Raw genomic sequence first — 19,944 nt, 5'->3', positions numbered from 1 at the left:
GCATTCGGAATCATTAATTTTCAAGAATTTCCTCAATTTCATTCTTAAGTACTGTAACTCCAGGACCATAAACCACCTGAATCCCATTATTTTTGACAATAACTCCTTTTGCTCCAGTATTATCCAGAGTATTTTTTAAAACCTTTAGAGGGTCTTTTACAGTCACTCTAAGTCTTGTGGCACAACAATCAAGTTCGACAATGTTATCAATACCACCAAGACCCACAATCACTTGAGAAGCAACAGTTTTATACTTGCTCTTTTCAGAAGAAAGAGCCGAATCGCTAGATTCTGCATTATCCTCTCTCCCAGGTGTCTTATAATCAAATTTAGATATTAAGAACACAAAAGTAGAATAATATAGGAAGAACCACAAAATACCTACCATTGGAACTAAGATCCAATTTGTCCTTGAATTTCCCTGCAAAATCCCAAAAAGAATAAAATCAATAAATCCGCCAGAGAAAGTCTGGCCTATTGTAATTTCCAAAATATGAGAAAGCATAAATGCAAACCCATCAAATACAGCGTGCACAACATAAAGGATCGGTGCTACAAAGAGAAAAGAAAACTCAAGAGGCTCTGTAATGCCCGTTAAAAAGGAAGTCAAGGCTGCTGAAAGCAAAAGTCCGAAAACCTTCGTCTTCTCGCTAGGCTTTGCAAGACGATAAAGTGCAAGAGCTGCACCAGGCAATCCAAACATCATGGTAATAAACCTTCCACTCATAAAACGACTAGTCCCAATAAAAAACTTATCAGTACCTTGAGCCGCAAGTTCAGCAAAAAAAATGTTTTGAGTTCCTTCAATCAACCTACCATCAATAATTTCAGAACCACCAAGACCAGTTGTCCAAAACGGCAAATAAAATATATGATGAAGCCCAAAAGGACCAAGCATTCTTAAAAAAACACCGTAAATAAGAGTACCAATATAACCTGTCGCATCTACCAAGACACCTATCCTGCCAATCCCAGACTGCATAAATGGCCAAAAAACAAACATAAACACAGCAAGAAGAATACTTGAAAAAGACACTACTATTGGTATGAACCTAGAACCTGAGAAAAATCCAAGAACTTTTGGAAGTTCAACTTTGTTAAACTTATTGTGAAGATAATAAGCTAGAATACCAACAACAACTCCCCCAAAAACACCTGTCTCCAAAGTTTTAATACCAAGTATTGTTCCAACAGATCCACTTGAGAGAACCTCAGCTTTCCCTGACATATCAACTAAAATACCAATAGTAGCATTCATAACAAGATATCCAATAAAAGCTGCAAGTCCTGCTGTTCCCTTATCTGATTTTGCAAGCCCAACTGCAACTCCAATGGCAAATATCGGAGCCAAATTAACAAAAATAATAGCACCCGCCACACTAATTATTTTAAAAACTGATTGCAATAAAAATATATCTAGAAAAGAATATACACTAACAGTTGCCGGATTCGACAACGCTCCTCCAATACCTAAAAATAATCCTGCTGCAGGAAGAATAGCAATAGGCAACATAAAAGAACGCCCAAATTTTTGAGCCTGCTCAAAAAATTTTCCCATAAAAACTCCTATAAATAAAAAGGTTCCTTAACCTTATAAATATTCTCAAATTTCCTTAACTTCATTTATTTTCTCAACAAAACTTTTCGTAATCTCCATAGGTCTAGTAATAGCCCCGCCTACAACAACCAAAGAAATTCCTAATTCAAAGCTCCTCTTAGCTTTAAGAGGCGTATCAATTTTCCCCTCAACTATTAATTTTGATTTAAAATTGTACTTAAGCAAATTTTTTAAAAAGGAAAAATCATCATCTGCAATATTTAATCCTTCAGTATCCTTTGTATATCCATGCAAAGTTGTACCAATAAAATCAAATCCAAGTTTATCCGCATTAATAGCCTCTTCTAGGGAAGCAATATCTGCCATTAAAAGTTGCTGGGGATATTTTTCCTTAATTTTATTAAAAAAATCAGACAACGAAAGCCCATCAGGGCGATCCCTCAGAGTAGCATCAAGAGCGATAACATCAACTCCCTCACTACAAAGTTCATCAATTTCCTTAATAGTAGGCGTAATAAAAACAGGAAAATTATTATAAACTCTCTTAATAATGCCTATTATAGGCAAACTAACCTCTGTTTTTATTTTGCTAATATCTAGAACGCCATTAGCTCTAATTCCAATTGCCCCTCCCATCTCAGCTGCTAAGGCCATCTTAGACATAATAAAACTGCTATGTAATGGCTCATTTTCAAGAGCTTGACAAGAAACAATTAAACCTCTTTTAATCTCTCCAATAATATCAAAACCTCCTACAAATCATTCTTTAATAATAATTTTAAATTATAAACTATACTTTTTTTAAAAAATACAATTCACCATAACTCTAAGAATATAACAATACAAAAATTTTTATATCTATTTAAATTAAACTATAATTTAAACATGTCAAATAAAATCAACTGGTTCCCTGGCCACATGAAAAGAGCTCTAAAATTAATAACGGAAAACCTTAGGAGAACAAACATTGTCCTAGAAATAATTGATGCTAGAGCCCCACTTAGTAGCAAAAATCCACTAACTGAAAAAATAATTAGAAATGCGCAAAGGGACAAAATAATACTTTTAAACAAATCAGACCTTGCACAAACAAGAGAAATTTTGAAATGGAAAGCACATTTTGAAACACTTGGAAATAATGTAATCATTACCAACATATATAAAAAAGGAATGAGAAACCATATAATAGGCAATATAAAAAAAACAGCAAATGTGAAGAAAATTAGAACTTACACAGAAAAAATAAAAGTTTTAGTAGTGGGTGTCCCTAATGTTGGTAAATCATCAATAATTAATCTATTAGTAGGGCGAAAAAGCACAAGCGTTGCAAATAAACCAGGTCACACAAAAAATATACAAATAGTAAAAGTAAATGAAGAGATTAACATGTTCGATATGCCAGGTATCTTATGGCACAATTTAGAAGACCAAGAGACTGCAAAAAAACTTGCAATCTTGGACATGATAAAAAATGAAATAATAGACAATACAGAACTATCACTATACTTAATTAACGAAATGCATACAAATAATAAAAATAAATTCCTAGATAGATATAATATATCCTCAACAGATCCACTGCAAATTTTAGAAGAATTTGCAAGAACAAGGGGTTTTATAAATAAAAACCACGAAATAGACATTGAAAGAGCATCAAAAGTATTAATAAAAGACTACAGAGAGGGCAAATTCGGAAAAATCATCCTTGATATAAAAAAGTCACAACACTAAATAAAAATCATTTACATAAATATCAATATAAAGTATAATCTAGTCTCATATAATTAATTAACACCACGCATAAAAAAGGAGGGTTCCATTAGTTGAATAGTTATATCTTAGAGATTAAAGACTTAAGTCATTACTACACTGATAGTAGTAATAAAACTCTAGATACAATTAATTTAAAAATTAAAACAAACGAATTCATTACTCTACTTGGTCCATCGGGATGCGGAAAAACAACACTAATTAAAATACTGGGCGGATTTTTAAATCCAAATGAAGGCGAAACTTACTTCCTATCAAAAGAGATTTCAAAAATTACTCCCAATAAAAGAGAGATTAATACTGTATTTCAAAACTATGCACTCTTCCCACATATGAATGTTTTTGACAACATTTCATTCGGTCTTAGAATGAAAAAGACAAACAAAAATTTAATTAAAGAAAAGGTAAAAGTAGCACTTTCTTTAATTGGCATGCAAAAATACGCCTACAGAAATATAAATGAACTGTCAGGTGGTCAAAAACAGAGAGTTGCTATTGCAAGAGCTATAGTGATGGAACCTAAGCTTTTACTATTAGATGAACCACTCTCAGCTCTTGATCTAAAGATGAGACAAGAGATGCAAAGAGAACTTAAAAAATTTCAACGAAAGCTTGGCATAACTTTTATTTATGTTACGCACGATCAAGAAGAAGCTTTAACTATGAGCGACAGAATAGTAGTAATGAATGAAGGCGTAATCCTTCAAATTGGCACACCTGAGGAAATTTACAATGAACCCAAAACAAAATTTGTAGCTGACTTTATTGGCGAGAGCAATATTTTTGACGGAACATACGAGAAAGAATTTGTTGTTAACATGTTTGGTAAAGATTTTAAATGTCTTGACAAAGGGTTTAAAAATAAAGAATCCGTTGATCTTGTAATACGGCCAGAAGATGTAAAAATACTTCCTAAAGGTAAAGGACATTTAAGTGGCGTTATAACCTCAGCAATATTTCAAGGTGTACATTACGAAATGACGCTAGCGATTAACAAATCTAACTGGTTAGTTCAAAGCACAAAGCTTACAAAAGTCGGTGAAGAAGTTGATATATTCTTAGAACCCGATGATATTCATGTAATGCGCAAGGAACAATAACTATGAAGAGATTAACTTTATTATTATATGTTCTATTTTTGTTAATATTTATCATCTTCCCACTAGTAATAATAATAACTCTAGGATTCATTAATGAGCACAACGAACTTACCTTTGCAAATTTTATCCGGCTATTAGAACCAAGCTACTTAAGAATTTTCTCAAGAAGCATAAAATTTGCCTTAATTGCAACCATTTTTTGCATTCTAATTGGATATCCTACAGCATGGTTTATATCAATATCAAAAAAAAGCGTCCAAAATATGCTCATAATAATGATAATACTTCCTATGTGGATCAACACCTTACTTAGAACTTATGCTTGGATAAGGATACTAGGAAAAAATGGAATCATTAATAACTTGCTTAATATAATGGGATTTGACAATGCAGACTTGCTTTACAATGAACAAGCCGTAATAATCGGTATGGTATATAATTTTTTGCCGTTTATGGTCTTGCCAATATATACAGGACTTTTAAAAATAAGATCTGAATATATTGAAGCTGCAAGAGACCTTGGAGCAAGAATGTGGCAAATACTATTATACATAAAATTACCATTAACATTGTCATATCTTGCAACAGGAATAATAATGGTATTCATTCCCTCAATTACAGTATTTATTATTTCCGATCTTTTGGGTGGCTCTAAGCAAATTTTAATAGGAAATTTAATTGAAAAACAATTCTTATTCATAGAAGATTGGCATACTGGAGCTGCCATTTCATTTATTGTCATGATAGTAATATTAATGTTTAATTTAACAATACTTAAGTTGATGCAAAAAAATAATGTGGAATAGGATATTAATATGCTTAGAATACTAAAAAACACTTTTTTATTCTTAACATTTGGATTTGTTTATGCGCCCATACTAATTCTTGTAGTTTATTCTTTTAACGCAGGGGATAATGGCTTTTTTTGGCAAGGATTTAGTTTAAAATGGTATAAAGAAGTTTTTGCGTCGCAGCAAGTAAAAACAGTAATATATAATACCCTATTAGTAGCAACGATATCATCCTTCATATCTGTAGCAATTGGTGTTTTGGGTGCTTATGGTATTTATAAAACAAAAAACAAAAGAATAAAAACAATCTTGTTATCAATAAACAAAATACCAATAATTAATCCTGATATTGTAACAGGCATTAGTTTAATGACATTTTACTCTTTTATCAAGATGCAACTTGGTTTCTCTACAATGCTAATGTCACATGTAATCTTTTCAACACCTTATGTAGTAATAACAATTCTGCCCAAGCTATATTCACTTCCGGAAAACATTATTGATGCAGCTCGAGACCTTGGTGCATCAGAAAGTCAAATATTTAGCAACATAATATATCCAGAAATAATTGGAAGCGTGGCTACGGGTGGTCTTATTGCGTTTACATTGTCAGTTGATGATTTTTTAATATCCTTTTTTACGACAGGTCAAGGGTTTAACAACTTGTCAATACTTATCAATTCCTTAACAAAGAGAGGAATAAAACCTATAATAAATGCAATTTCTTCTATACTATTTTTTGTAATACTCTGTCTTTTATTTGGTATTAATAAACTTGTAGGAATTAAAAAATTAACAGCAGACACAGAAATTTAGAAAAGGAGTTTACTTTTGAACAAAATATTAGTTTCAATAATAATTTTAATGGTGCTCTCTTGTTCTTCTGAAGAGAAAACAGGTACCCTCAATGTCCTTAACTGGGCAGAATATATTGATGAAAACTTATTATCCCAATTTGAAAGAGAAAATAATATCAAAATAAATTATGAAGTTTTCAATAATAACGAAGAAATGATGGCAAAATTTAACAATACAAAAGGCTATTATGACATAATAGTTCCATCAGAATATTTGATCAACGAATTAGCAAGTGAAAATAAGATTGAAAAACTAGACCATTCAAAATTACCAAATGTAAGAGATCATATATTAGAAGAACTGAAATCCCTAGAATATGATCCTGGCAATACTTATTCTATACCCATATTTTGGGGTCTAATGGGAATACTTTATAACAAAACAAAAGTAGATATAAAAGATATGAATGGGTTTGATATTTTATTTAATGAAAAATACAGCAAGGAAATTGCAATGCTAGATTCTCCAAAAGAAAACATTGGCGTCGCACTTAAAATACTTGGTTATTCATTTAACGAACACGACATATCTAAAATAAAAGAAGCTGGAAAGATATTAAAAAAACAAGTCCCCTTATTGGTAGGATATTTTTCAGATATTGCTGCAAAGTCACTAATACTTAATGGTGAAGCATCAATTCAACTAACATGGAGTGGGGAAGCTCAAGCTGCAATGAAGCAAGATCCAAACCTAGACTTCTATACGCCTGAGGGTACAAATCTTTGGATTGATGCAATTGCAATTCCATCGGATGCACCTCACAAAGAACTTGCTTATAAATTCATAAACTTCCTATATGAGAATGAAGCATCCTATGCAAACTTTGAAGCAACAAGATATAATTCACCAAACAAGAATGTATCAATTCGATTAAAGAGCGAATCTCAGAGTAATCCTGAAATAAATTTATATTTGGAAGAAAAATTTATTCCAAAAGATTTTTCGAAATATGAAGTATTTAAAGCGATACCAAAAGAAGTAAAAGAAGAACAGCTAAGAATATATGTAGAATTAGCATCCTAATAAGTAAAATCTCTTAGAACACATCCTTCAGAGACAAGGTTTTACTCTTTAAGTTCTAGCAAAACGTAACAAACGTTCTTTTAATCCAAGAATAATTATAGATAAAATAATAATAACAACTAAAAACGCTTGATAAAACAAAAACGGAATGATATCAAAGGGGGATATCACCCCCTCCGCAAGCTTTATTACACTAATCATATGCATACTATATGGCAAGGCGCCAATAAAAGCACAAGAAGACACCGAAAGTAATGCCGCGCAACGCTTAGAACATCCTGAATTAGCCTCAGATATATCTTTAGTAATAGGCCCATTAACCAAAATGGCCAGACCACTATTTGCAACAAATCCTGTTACCATCATTATTAAAAAAGTAATCGTAAACTCGGCACTCATCTTACACTTAGCTAAATGCTTCAACTTAGTTAAAACCCATTCAAAACCTCCATGCCTAATAGTCATATAAGAAACCCCTCCTGTGAAAATAACAAGTATAAGCATGTCACTTAAATCTAAAAGCCCCTCATTAATCTTTTGAGTCATAACAAGTAAAGTTAAATCGCCATCAAAAATACCAATACCACCTGCAATCAATATACCAAAAAATAAAACTAAAAATACATCTACCCCTAAAAACGCAAAAATTACAACAAAAAGGTACGGGGCAACCTTTAAATAATGTACCTCACCAAGTTGAACGCCAACCTCAATATTGCCAGCAGAAGATCCCAAAATAGCAAATGCTATAGCTGCCAGAACAGCTGCAGGAAATGTAAAGGAAGCACCTTTTTTGAAAACATCCCTAATCTTAACCCCCTGGGTACGACTTGCAATGATAGCTGTATCTGATATTAAAGACATACTATCCCCAAATGCACCGCCTCCAAGAACAGCTCCAGCAACCATTGCTAATGGAAGTCCACTTTTATTTGCTATCTCAAGTCCTATCGGAGTAATAGCTACAACAGTACCCATAAAACTGCCAGTTGAAGTAGAAAGAAAAAGGCATATTAAAAATATACCTGCTACCAATAAATTAGAAGGTATATATTTAAGTCCAATATTCGCTACAGTTTCAACGCTTCCTATCTCCTTACAAACAGCCGAGAAAGCACCTGAAATCATAAATATTAAGGATATAAATATAATATCAGACTGTGCACACCCTGCAATAAATTCATCTATTTTATCTGCAAATGATCCTTTAAACAAAAGAAATGCTATAACCACAGCTAGTAGCATAGAAACTATTGGTGACATCTGATAAAAAGCCAGCTCTACTCCTTGAATTTCTAAAGCCACTCCCGTTCCAATATAAACAACAATAAAAACAAGAAAGGGAACAAGCCCCAAAAAACTTGGCTTTATATAATTACTATTACTCATTTTTCAACCTCCTAATAATTTAGATACAATTACGTCCTCCTAGTAAAAAGATCTTCTAAAATCTAAAAATCTGAAGCCAATTTAATGCTTTTAATGCCTATCAAAAGACCAAACAAAGCTCTTGATATCAAGACCAACTATAGATAAAATCACAAAAAGCAACAAAAATAGCTGATAAATTGAAAATAATATAATACTGATAGGTGAAACAAAACCATCAAAAAATCTCACCAAAATTATCATTTGAGCACCATACGGAATAAGTCCCTGAAACATGCAAGAAAACATATCCAGAAGAGAAGAACTTCTATGAGGCGGTATATTATTCTCAATAGATATTTCTTTTGCAACCTTGCCGCAAATAAGTATAGCAACTGTATTATTAGCAAGCAAAACATCAACAACAGAAGAAAGAGACGCAATTACAAACTCTGCAGAACTCCTCCCTCGTATTAAAGCTTTAAGTTTAACCAAAATCCAACTAACCCCTCCATTTCTAATTACAATAAAAGAAACTCCTCCTGTTAGTATTGATAGGAAAATTAAGTCACCCATTCCTAAAAAACCTTCACTAATCTTTTTCATTACATCTAAAAATTGCAAGTTCGCATTAAAAATACTAATAACACTTGCAATAACAATACCTACAAATAAAACAAAGAAAACATTTAAACCCGTTAGTGCCAAGACCACAATAACAAAATAGGGAGCTACTTTAATCAAATTTAATGGATTATCAATTAAAACTTCAGCATTATTGATGTTATTTGAAATAAAATCAATATTAGATATTTTATTTGAAATAACATATAACCCAAAAAAAGCAAGTATAGCTGCTGGTAGGGCATAAACAACGCTAGCTTTAAAAACATCTACAATATTACTTCCCTGAGTACGGCTTGCAACAATAGTTGTATCTGATATTAAAGATAGATTATCGCCAAACACAGAACCACACATCACAGCAGCTGCCATTAAGCTTAGATTAACACCACTCCTATTTGCAACTTCAAAAGCAATTGGAGCAATAGTTACAATAGCTCCAACAGAAGTTCCTGCTGCAAAGGTAATAAAACAAGTAACTAAAAATATTCCTGAAACAACCCATCTAGTCCCAACATATCTAAGACCAATACTCGCAAAAGCTTCAACACTACCTATTTCTTTACAAAGAGTAGAAAAAGCCCCTGCTAATAAAAAAATAAGACACATTAAAATAATATCATATTGAGAAGCGCCCTCAACAAAAGTATGAATTTTATCTTCAAATTTTCCCTTAAAACTTAAAAATCCCGTAATAGATGCAATCAACATAGCAACACTTGCAGGAAGCTGATAAAAGGCCATTTCCACACCTCTAAATTCCAAATAAACTCCAGTACCCAAATAAATCACAACAAATACAATAAAAGGCAAAAGTCCTAAAAACCTTGGTTTAACATAAATGTCAATATTCTTCATACAATACCCCCCAAATATACACCAAAAAGAGTAAGTTAGATTACCTTAATTACTTACATGCTTAAAATATAGATATATTTTTGTAATTTTATCACAAATAAGTTAATATTTGAGGAATTTAATAAAGAAGGGAAAAATTATCAATTAAAGCTAAAATCATATTGTTATCTCAAGCTTATGCTTACTCTTGCACTAACAAAACTAAGGCAATGCATTTCTAAAATTAGTTAAAGCAGAAAAATCAACTATTTAGATTTGATGTCTAGATCTTACGCCAAAAATGACCCCTTTCTAAAATCATATTTGCTTCAACTGGTCCTTCTGATCCATAAAAATAATCCCAATTTTTCATATCTTCCCACTTACCTAGAATATCTGAGACAAATTCCCAAGAACTATCAATTTCATCGTTACGAGCATATAAAGTCCTATCACCTAAAAAAGCATCAAGAAGTAATCGCTCATAAGATTCACCAAAAAATTTATTAAATGAAGAATGATAAGAAAATTCCATATTGGCTTCCTGCATATCATAATTATATCCTGGACGCTTAGTATTAAACTTAATCTCGATACCATCTCTTGGTTGAATTCTAAAAATTAAAGCATTTGAAAGATTGTTCAAACTAGTATTAAAAATAGTGAAATCGGGCTTTTTAAACTGAATATATATTTCTGATAATTTCCTTGCAAGTGCTTTCCCTGTTCTAATATAAAAAGGAACTCCTGACCAACGCCAGTTATTAATAAACAGTTTCATCGCCAAATAAGTTTCAGTATTTGAAATTTTCAAAAATTCAGCTTCTTCTTTGTATCCTTTTTTTAAAACCCCTTGTACCCGAGAGCACACATATTGCCCTTTAACAATACGTTGTTCAATTTCCCCTTTACCTAGCTTTTTCAAACTTTTTAAAACCTTAACCTTTTCATCATGAATAAAATCAGAATTAAACCCAATAGGTGGCTCCATTGCAATAAGACTTAAAAGTTGCAAGATATGATTCTGAAACATATCTCTTAAGGCACCAGTAGAATCATAATACTCAAATCTGCCATCAATTCCAACTTCCTCTGCCACTGTAATTTGAACAAAATCTACATACCGATTATTCCAAATATTCTCAAAAATAGAGTTCCCAAATCTAAATGTAAAAATATTTTGAACAGTCTCTTTGCCCAAATAATGATCTATTCTATAGATTTGTTCCTCCTTAAAAACAGAATAAAGAAGCGAGTTTAAATACCTAGCTGTATCAAGACTACTACCAAAAGGCTTTTCAAGAACAATTTTTGAAAAGGCAAGTGCATCATTAAATGAATATGGTTTTAAATTTGCAATTATTGTTTCATAAAATTCAGGTGAGGTTGAAAGGTAATACAACCTCTCCCTATCATCCAGAAGGTCAAATAATTTAGCATAAGTATCTTTTTCTCTAAAATCTCCTGACAAATAAACAAAAAACTTCAAAAAATCATCAACTAAAGCAGTAGCCTCTTCTTGCCACAAAGAATCTTTAATATAAAGCCTCAGCCCCTCATCAGTAAAAGTTCTGCGTGAGAACCCAATAATCCTAAAATTGCTAATATAACCATCTTTATACAAATTAAAAAGAGAAGGAATAAGCTTCCTTCTAGACAAATTCCCCGTAACTCCAAATATCACAATATCAAAATTAGATACATTCTTTTCCCTCATAAATATCTCCAATAAACAATTATACTATTATTGTAAAACCAAAACCTATGATACAATTCTCCTCAAAAGCAGTGATACTTACTTTAATTCAATTTAAATAAAATAAACTTAATAAAATTTAATATACATACCAACAAATCCTAAAAAACAAATTATTGAGTTAGTGTATAATATAGAGGATGAAAAATTTAGCACTATTTACAGACTTTTATGAGCTCTCAATGATGAATGCTTATTTCATAAAAAACATCAATCCAAAAGCGCAATTTGAAATGTTTTTTAGAAGAACCCCATTTAAAAATGGGTACATAATTTTAGCTGGAATCCAGACATTAACTAATATCTTAAAAGAATTTCATTTCATAGAAGAAGAACTTGAATATTTAGAAAGCCTAAACTATTTTGACAAGCATTTCTTAGGATACCTAAGAACACTCAGACTAAACATAAAAATAAATTCAATAAAAGAAGGAAGAATCGTTTTTCCTTATGAACCCATACTAATCATCGAAGGGAATCTAATTGAACTCTTACTTATAGAAGGATTAGTATTAAACACGATAAATTTTGAGAGTCTAATTGCAACAAAAACAGCAAGAATCAAAGAAGCTGGTGCTAAAACTCTAGCTGAATTTGGTCTCAGAAGAGCTCAAGGAATCAATGGTGCACTCTCGGCAAGTAAAGCTGCATACATAGGTGGTGCTGATTTTACAAGCAATGTGCTTGCCGGATATGCATACGATATCCCAGTTACCGGAACAATGGCTCATAGTTGGGTAATGAGTTTCGACAGTGAGGAAGAAGCTTTTTGGGAATATGCAAAAATATATCCAAATAATGTAAGCTTACTACTTGATACTTATGATACCCTAAATAGTGGTCTTAAAAATGCAATCAAGGTTTTTAAAGCACTTAAGCTCAAAGGTAGTCAAAATTTCTCTGTTAGAATCGACAGCGGCGATCTTGAATATTTAAGCAAAGAAGTTAGAAGAGAACTTAATGAGAATGGGCTATGTGAGGTAAAAATTATTGTATCCAACGAACTCGACGAAGAGATTATTGGATACCTCACATCAATTAATGCACCCATTGACTTTTGGGGTGTAGGCACTAACTTAGTTACCGCTAAGGGCGATCCCAACCTTTCAGGCGTATATAAAATGATATCTATCAACAAAGATGGTAAATTTATTTCTAAGATGAAAATGTCAAATAACATTGAAAAGTCAACCCTACCCTCTCAAAAAGGCATCGCTAGAGTATACTCAAATGAACAAATGATTTTTGATCTAATCTTCTTAAAAGAAGAAGAAGAAGAAATAAAAGCAATGTTAAATTTAAAAAAGAAACTTACAATTTTTCACCCTCTACAAGAAAATATATTTAAAGAAATAAAAACTTATGAAAGTTTCGAATTTCTAATGGATATTATATTTGAAAATAACAAAATTCATCTCACTTGCGAAGCAAACCTAGGGCATATAAGAGAAAGAGCTCAAACTGATCTTAAAAGCCTTGATCACACATACAAGAGAATAATAAATCCACATATATATAAAGTAAGCATTACAGAAAACTTAAAAAACTTAAGGAACAAACTAACTCAAGAAAGCAAAATGCTATGAACTTATGTACAAAATATACAAAACAAACAAAGTAAGTAAAATTTACAATAAAATTGAAGAGTTAATTAGAAATGATGACATATTTAAGAAAGAAACCATCATCATTCTAAAAAGCAATATCCTAGATGCACAAATCAAAAAATATCTAGCAGCTCTTAATGGAGTTTCATATAACCTTAATATAAAACAAAACATAATGAAAATGATATATGAACTTTCAATAGAAAACCAAAATATCAAAAATTTTCTAGAAAACAATACTTTACTTCTCTACTCCGAGACAGAAAAATTCATTCTGTATAATATACTCAAAGAAAACAAAACGAAAAATATTAAGCAATTCACATCAACAAAAAACAGATATCTCTTTGCATCAAAGATAATAACTTTAATTCACAAATATTACTCCAAATTCTTTAAATTACTTGAAAGCTGGCAGCAAAATAGTCTCTTATTTAAAGATAAAATTAAGGCTCAATATGAATCAATGCAAAGAGACATGTTTAAAAAACTATTTGAGGATCAAATCAATATTCTCGATTTGTATTACAGACTAGTACAAGAAACAACAGACATCCCAAAAAGCATTGAAACAAAAAGAATAATAATTATTGGCGAAACTAGAGAGATTGACAGAAAGATCTTATATTGCTTACAAAAAATTTTCAAACTCACAATATACGAATTACTTTTCGAAGATATAACTCAATACAAATCTTCTCTAATAGAAGAATTAATACCAGTCAAAGTGGAAAAATACGACATAGAAACGCAAGTAGAACAAGAAGCGGATATTCAAATCTTTGAAGAGAAAAATTTCTTAGCAAGTTTTAAAAACAATATTATAATAAACACTCCTCTATTGAACTTAGATAATAGTTTTAAAATAATAGAGACAAAAACACAAAAACGAGAAGTAGAAATTCTAGTAAATAACATTTTATATTCAACACAAAATAATAATTTAAAACTAAATGATATCGCGATAACTTGCCTTTCAAAAGATATGGATATGTATGTACCATACATAGAAGAATTTTTAAATAAATATGAACTTGAATTTAATGTGCTAGATTCTAAAGACATTTCAAAAAGTAAAAGCGTAATCGCTTTAAAGAAATTAATGAATCTCTTTATTTCAAACAGAGGGACAATTAGTAATTTTAACAGAAAAGAAATAATTGAATTTTTAAGTAACACAAAAGTAATGAATAAATTTAATATCTCAAGTAGTGAATTAGAACACTTAATAAAATTTAGCGACATCGTGAATATTAATTTTGGAATGAATGATACTCATAAAGAAAATTTATCATATGATACAAACTTTTTAAATTCATGGGAAAATGGTTTTAATAGATTCTTAATGTCTGAAATTTTTAATGAAAAATACGAAAGTGAAAATTTTCAGGAAAGTATAAGCTTTCAAGATTCAAATTCAATAATAAAATTAATAACCATAATAAGAAGCTTATACGAGGATATAATGTATTTTAAAGGAAGAGAATACACAATATATGAATGGGCAGAAATAATAGAGATCTTTATAAAAAATTACATCAAACTTGAAACTGATGACAAAATTGATGAATACATAAACACAAGAATACAATACCTTAAAAATTTTTCAAGAGATTTTAATGAAAACCTTTATAAAGACTACATGGCAAAAGTTAAAGATAAAAAGGTTGAATTTGCACTTTTCAAAATAATGCTAGAAGAAAGCATGAAACAAAAATCATATCAAACAAACACTCAAAATACAGGCATACTTGTTGCAAGTTCTGATAAAATTGAATATCTACAAAAATCCGAAATACACTTCTTGGGAACTGATCAACTAAATTCAAACATTAATTTTGATAACATGGACTTACTCAATGAATATTATGATTATGCCAATCTAGAAAAAGACAATATTTCAAATTTAATTAACATTATTTTGGCAGCATCGAATAGGTTTTATTTCTATTATTCACTAAACAAATCTGTAAATCCAGATATTAATAAACCTAAAGTAATAAATAAGATAGTAAATTACATAAATAACATGGGTCAAAACTTCAAAATTGAAATACACCCAAATGAAAATTACGATTTTGAATACTTTAAAGATGACAGAGCTAATTATTTAATAAATTATGACACAGAAGCTTTCCGTATTGCAAAATCACTAAGGAATGATCACACTTCAAAATTTAAACAGAAAAGACTCAAACTCAAAGGTCAACTCACACTAGGAATAGAAGATATCAATAAAGCTGTAACTAACTCATACAAGTACTTCTACGAACAAATATTAAGTGTATATATCAAAGATATAAGTCAAATCAGTGAAATCAAGGAAAAATCAGAAGAACAAATTATAAATATTTTTAATTTTAACTATAAGTTACTGAACAATTTTTTTTCAATACACGAATGCATTAAAGATGAAGTCAACAAACATTACATGCTAGAAAGAATAGATAGTATAGTTGAGAACCAAATCCAAAGAGGAATACTCCCTCTAAACACCAAAAAAGAAGCCATAAAAGAAGAATTTATAATAAAATTTAATGATATCAAAAATAATATTGAAATAAATTTCCCAGAATTTTTCAGAATGAAAGCGTCTGATATCACACTACATAAAAGCATTCCTATTAACTTTGAAGGTGAAACACTAGAATTTAAGTTGAATGGAAAACTTAAAAATATATACAAAGTTAATAACAGCTATTTTTACTTACGCTTAGAAAAAAAAGATTCCAGTAAAGACAACACTATCAGAAAAATAGATCTATATATCATAGCACTAATGTTAAAAAGTGAAATAGAAAATATAGACGCAATTTACGAAATAAAAATATCTTATGATACTTCTAAACTATCACTTGATAATAAATATAAACATACAGAAATAAACTCACTAGACCTTGAAAATCTACTAAAACAGATAGCATATATTTCAAGCTACCCTACTCCCATTTATAAAGATTTAATACAGAAAAGTCTAATTAAAGCACAAAATATAAACGAATTCCCAATAGTACTTAAAACACAAATAGAATACCCAAAAAAAAGCATTGCCACTACTAAAGCTATGGAATTCATTCTTAAACAACAAGATATAACATGGTGCCCATACTATAACAGATTTAAAGATGCTAACGATTTAAACATAGATGAAAACTTAAAAAATTTACTTCAAACCTTTTACGCTAAATTCATGAAGCCTAAAATTTAACCTTATGAGTGAGCTAATAGATAAAATAAACCACTTTGATAAAATATTAATTGAAGCCTCAGCAGGAACTGGAAAGACCTACACACTTGAGCATGCCATTACAAGCTTACTTGCAAGTAAAATATATTCTCCAAGCGAGATTTTAGTGCTTACATTTACAAAAAAAGCAACAGAAGAGATGCATATCAGAATATTAAAGACAATTGAGACCGCATATCAGAATTCTAAGACAAACAAACTTCTAAAAGAAATTTATGAGCAATCAAGTAAAATTTTTATCTCAACCATACATAAATTTGCACTACACTCTTTAAACAATTTTCAAATTGAAACAGAAAATTTTTCTAAGTACAAGGTAAAACACTTTACATCAGAAATAGACGAAATAATTTATGAATTTTTACGAAAATCAGATACACTATGCAAAGAATTATCCATAAATAGCGATGAATTTGAAATATTTAAATCCAACTTTAAATATACAAAAGACATGATTGAAAATATAAAACAAGGTTATAAAAGAGACAAAACGAAAGAACTAGGAAGTTGGATAGAAAAGCAAACAATGTTTCAAAACATACTTACAAATAAAGACAGATTAGTACATGAATATACCTTAATAATAGAAGAACTAAACTGTATGACTATGGAAGAGAGGAGAACTTTCCTAGACAAACATAGAAAAGGAATTTCAATCTCAGAAATAAAATATAGTAATGAACAAGACATAGTAAAAATAGCAGACGTGCTCACAAACAACAAATTCTTCTCTAAAATTATGGAATCCAATCTTAAGAAAAATACTACTCTCTCAGACAAGGAACTTAAAATAAAAACTGCTTTAAGAAATCTTAGTCATGCAACAAATACAGACACAGAAGATAAAGACACCCTGAAGAGATACATTAGGTTAAAAGTCGAATATAAAATACTCAAATACATAGAAAAAGAACTTACAAACACTATAAATGCAACAAGCATTATAGATCAAAGACATATAATACTAAACTTTAAAACCCATCTAAAATCTCCCGACAGAAAACTATTAAATTCAATAAAAAACAGATATAAAATAATATTAATAGATGAAGCACAAGATTTAAACCTAATACAAATAGAAATATTTGAAATGCTTAACTCTTGTGGCATAAAACTAGTATTTATAGCTGATCCTAAACAAATAATTTATGCATTCAGAAATGCTGATGTCTCATTTTACAACCAAGGAATAAAACATAAAATAACAGATGATGCAAAAATAACTTCAGCAACAAATTATAGAGCAAATAAAAAGTTAGTTGAACCTTTAAATATTATATTTGATAATCTCTACAATAAAACAGAAACATCAACAATTGAGCAAATCGAATTTATTAAATCAAGCACAAATCCCAAAAATGATAATAATAACATTTTCATCAATGAGCAAGAAATAGAAGGAATAAACATAATAGAGACTGGAGAGAATGAGAATACTCTACAAAAGACAGCACTAACAATAAAATATTTGTTAACAAACGGAAAAATTTATGACAATAATCAACTGCGAAGAATTAAAGAATCAGACATCAAAATACTTTGCAGAACAGGCAAGGAAATAGACCTAATATGCAAAATACTTAAAAATCAAGATATACAAACGAATAAAATTGAAGATGTACTCTTTAAGACAAAAGAATTTAGTGAAATACTTTATCTAATAAAATGTCTAGACAAGAAACAGGGTTTTCAAACTCTAAATTATGTCCTCACTAGCAAAATAATAAATCTGCCATGGGAATTATACCTAGATTTCCTTGAAAGAGATGCAATGCATTACATAGAAGAACTCATTAGTGACATAATATATTCACTTGAAAATAAAGAAATAACATTGATAAAAGCAATAGAAACAATCATATCAAATAAAGATTTATGGATAAATTTGGCAAGAACTTTTAAAAGCCCAACTCTTACCAAATTTGCAAACGCAAAAAAAAGTTACAAAGAAACATTAATAAATGAAGGAAACTTGGAAGAACTTAAGAATTACGAGGCAAGCCTAGACTTTATTTCCAAAATTTACTATGAAGAGAGAAATATAGAATCATTAATATCTGCTCTAGAAGAACTAATAATCAATCAAGACATTGAAGAAGATGAAGACAATACAACTTTCACAGATAGTCAATCCATAGAAATACTGACCATTCATAAAGCAAAAGGCTTAAGTTTTAATATCGTATTCTTAGTAGGCGACCTTCAAAAGAATACTACCCTCTTAAAAAATTCTGAAACATTCTATAAGTTTTGCTTAAAAGACAAAATAGAATATGATTTTTTAAAATTAAAAGAGAATCAAAAATTTGCCACACATAAAGCCTTAAATGAGGAGAAAAACATTTTTTATGTAGGGACAACAAGGCCTAGATTTGCTCTCTTTATTGTCAATAAAGGCTCAACAGTAAACAAATTGCTAGAGTTAGCAGATATAAAAACAATTGATGGAATAAATCAAGACTTCAATATATACACTCTACTGCAAACTCATCAATTCAATAAATTAGACATAAATTATCATCAAGATACAAAATTACTCCCTCCAACAGCAATAGACAAAACCCTATTTAGGAAAGAATATACACACAGCTATACAAGTCTTGCATCACTGTATAAGTCTATTTATCATACAAGCAGAAAGATAGAAGATGCTGAGAACTATGCTAATGATACCACTCGCACTAAGGAAACTCTTCCAAAAGGCAAAGACATTGGTAATATTTTACATGCAGTAATGGAAGAGATAAATTTTAGCGATGCAAAAGACACCTTCAATAACTTTCAAAAAATGAATATCAATCTTATACAGAAAAAAATCAAATATTTTAATTCAAACCTAAACACAGCCGAGATACAAGAATCACTCACACAGATGATTTACAACATATTAAGCACAAGAATTAAATTTATTAATGCAAGGCTATGTGACATTCAAGAATTGCAAAAAGAGATGGAATTTTTAATGAAAATAGACATCAAGGCTAATATACAAAATAATCCAATTAAGAGCTACAAGGAACTAGATTTAAACTTAAATAATGGATACATAAAAGGAATTATTGATCTTATATTTAAGATTAATAATAAAGTATACATTCTAGACTATAAAACAAATTATCTCGGACAAAACCCTAGCGATTACAACCTAGAAAACTTAAAGAAGATAATGACGCAAGAACAGTATGACTTGCAATATAAAATTTACGCGCTAGGAATAAAAAAAATACTCTTTAGAAACATAGAGACGTATAATAAAAATTTTGGCGGAATAATCTATATCTTTACAAGAGCGTTTCAAGAAAACCCTGAAGATCAACTTGGCACTCAAAATGGTATCTACTCAAGTTTACCAAATTTTCAAGAATTAGATTTAGAGCAAATCTATTTACAACTGAAAACTTAATA

General features: G+C 30.1%; 13 protein-coding genes. 8 read left to right on the top strand and 5 right to left on the bottom strand.

Annotation, left to right across the window (positions count from 1 at the left end):
- Positions 1-13: 13 nt before the first annotated feature.
- Together CR532_RS03380 and CR532_RS03375 are read right to left on the bottom strand one after the other, a co-directional pair.
- A complete protein-coding gene (locus CR532_RS03380; RefSeq protein ID WP_108729398.1) occupies positions 14-1,558 on the bottom strand; it encodes a PTS transporter subunit EIIC in 1,545 nt (514 codons plus the stop codon).
- Between the two features lie 45 nt (positions 1,559-1,603).
- Positions 1,604-2,299 carry an N-acetylmannosamine-6-phosphate 2-epimerase gene (locus tag CR532_RS03375; RefSeq protein WP_108729397.1) on the bottom strand — a complete coding sequence of 232 codons (696 nt, stop codon included), beginning with the start codon at positions 2,297-2,299 and terminating at the stop codon, positions 1,604-1,606.
- A gap of 144 nt (positions 2,300-2,443) precedes the next feature.
- Between CR532_RS03375 and ylqF the strand changes: the two genes are divergently transcribed.
- The 5 genes from ylqF (at position 2,444) to CR532_RS03350 (ending at position 7,100) form a co-directional block, all read left to right on the top strand.
- Positions 2,444-3,289 (top strand): ribosome biogenesis GTPase YlqF, encoded by an 846-nt coding sequence (gene ylqF / locus CR532_RS03370; RefSeq protein ID WP_108729396.1) that lies wholly within the window; start codon positions 2,444-2,446, stop codon positions 3,287-3,289.
- Positions 3,290-3,381: 92 nt separating this feature from the next.
- Positions 3,382-4,428: an ABC transporter ATP-binding protein gene (locus CR532_RS03365; protein ID WP_108729395.1), complete on the top strand. Its 1,047-nt coding sequence runs from the start codon at positions 3,382-3,384 to the stop codon at positions 4,426-4,428.
- Between the two features lie 2 nt (positions 4,429-4,430).
- Positions 4,431-5,234, top strand: coding sequence for an ABC transporter permease (locus tag CR532_RS03360; protein ID WP_108729394.1), 804 nt, complete (start codon positions 4,431-4,433; stop codon positions 5,232-5,234).
- A gap of 9 nt (positions 5,235-5,243) precedes the next feature.
- Positions 5,244-6,035, top strand: coding sequence for an ABC transporter permease (locus tag CR532_RS03355; RefSeq protein ID WP_108729393.1), 792 nt, complete (start codon positions 5,244-5,246; stop codon positions 6,033-6,035).
- Between the two features lie 48 nt (positions 6,036-6,083).
- Positions 6,084-7,100 (top strand): ABC transporter substrate-binding protein, encoded by a 1,017-nt coding sequence (locus tag CR532_RS03350; RefSeq protein WP_108729633.1) that lies wholly within the window; start codon positions 6,084-6,086, stop codon positions 7,098-7,100.
- Positions 7,101-7,148: 48 nt separating this feature from the next.
- On the opposite strand, the gene CR532_RS03345 is transcribed toward CR532_RS03350, so the two are convergent.
- The 3 genes from CR532_RS03345 to zwf all read right to left on the bottom strand — a co-directional run bounded on the left by CR532_RS03345 (position 7,149) and on the right by zwf (position 11,646).
- The gene (locus tag CR532_RS03345) at positions 7,149-8,489 is read right to left on the bottom strand and encodes a Na+/H+ antiporter NhaC family protein (RefSeq protein WP_108729392.1); all 1,341 of its coding nucleotides are present in this window, start codon (positions 8,487-8,489) and stop codon (positions 7,149-7,151) included.
- 90 nt (positions 8,490-8,579) lie between these two features.
- Positions 8,580-9,950, bottom strand: coding sequence for a Na+/H+ antiporter NhaC family protein (locus CR532_RS03340; RefSeq protein ID WP_108729391.1), 1,371 nt, complete (start codon positions 9,948-9,950; stop codon positions 8,580-8,582).
- 262 nt (positions 9,951-10,212) lie between these two features.
- Positions 10,213-11,646: a glucose-6-phosphate dehydrogenase gene (gene zwf / locus CR532_RS03335; RefSeq protein ID WP_108729390.1), complete on the bottom strand. Its 1,434-nt coding sequence runs from the start codon at positions 11,644-11,646 to the stop codon at positions 10,213-10,215.
- A 179-nt stretch (positions 11,647-11,825) separates the two neighbouring features.
- Here zwf and CR532_RS03330 point away from each other — a divergent pair, with 179 nt between their 5' ends.
- The 3 genes from CR532_RS03330 to recB are packed head-to-tail and all read left to right on the top strand — an operon-like array spanning position 11,826 to position 19,942.
- A complete protein-coding gene (locus CR532_RS03330; RefSeq protein WP_108729389.1) occupies positions 11,826-13,271 on the top strand; it encodes a nicotinate phosphoribosyltransferase in 1,446 nt (481 codons plus the stop codon).
- Positions 13,272-13,275: 4 nt separating this feature from the next.
- On the top strand, positions 13,276-16,500 hold the full coding sequence (locus tag CR532_RS03325; protein ID WP_108729388.1) for a PD-(D/E)XK nuclease family protein: 3,225 nt from the start codon (positions 13,276-13,278) through the stop codon (positions 16,498-16,500).
- 4 nt (positions 16,501-16,504) lie between these two features.
- Complete coding sequence (recB, locus tag CR532_RS03320; RefSeq protein ID WP_108729387.1) at positions 16,505-19,942, top strand: exodeoxyribonuclease V subunit beta; 3,438 nt, start codon at positions 16,505-16,507, stop codon at positions 19,940-19,942.
- Positions 19,943-19,944: the final 2 nt, after the last annotated feature.

It is taken from the genome of Candidatus Borreliella tachyglossi (assembly GCF_003076595.1).
Taxonomy (GTDB): domain Bacteria; phylum Spirochaetota; class Spirochaetia; order Borreliales; family Borreliaceae; genus Borrelia; species Borrelia tachyglossi.
The sequence above is the reverse complement of the archived record's forward strand: the minus strand, read 5'-3'. Positions and strand labels throughout refer to the sequence as shown.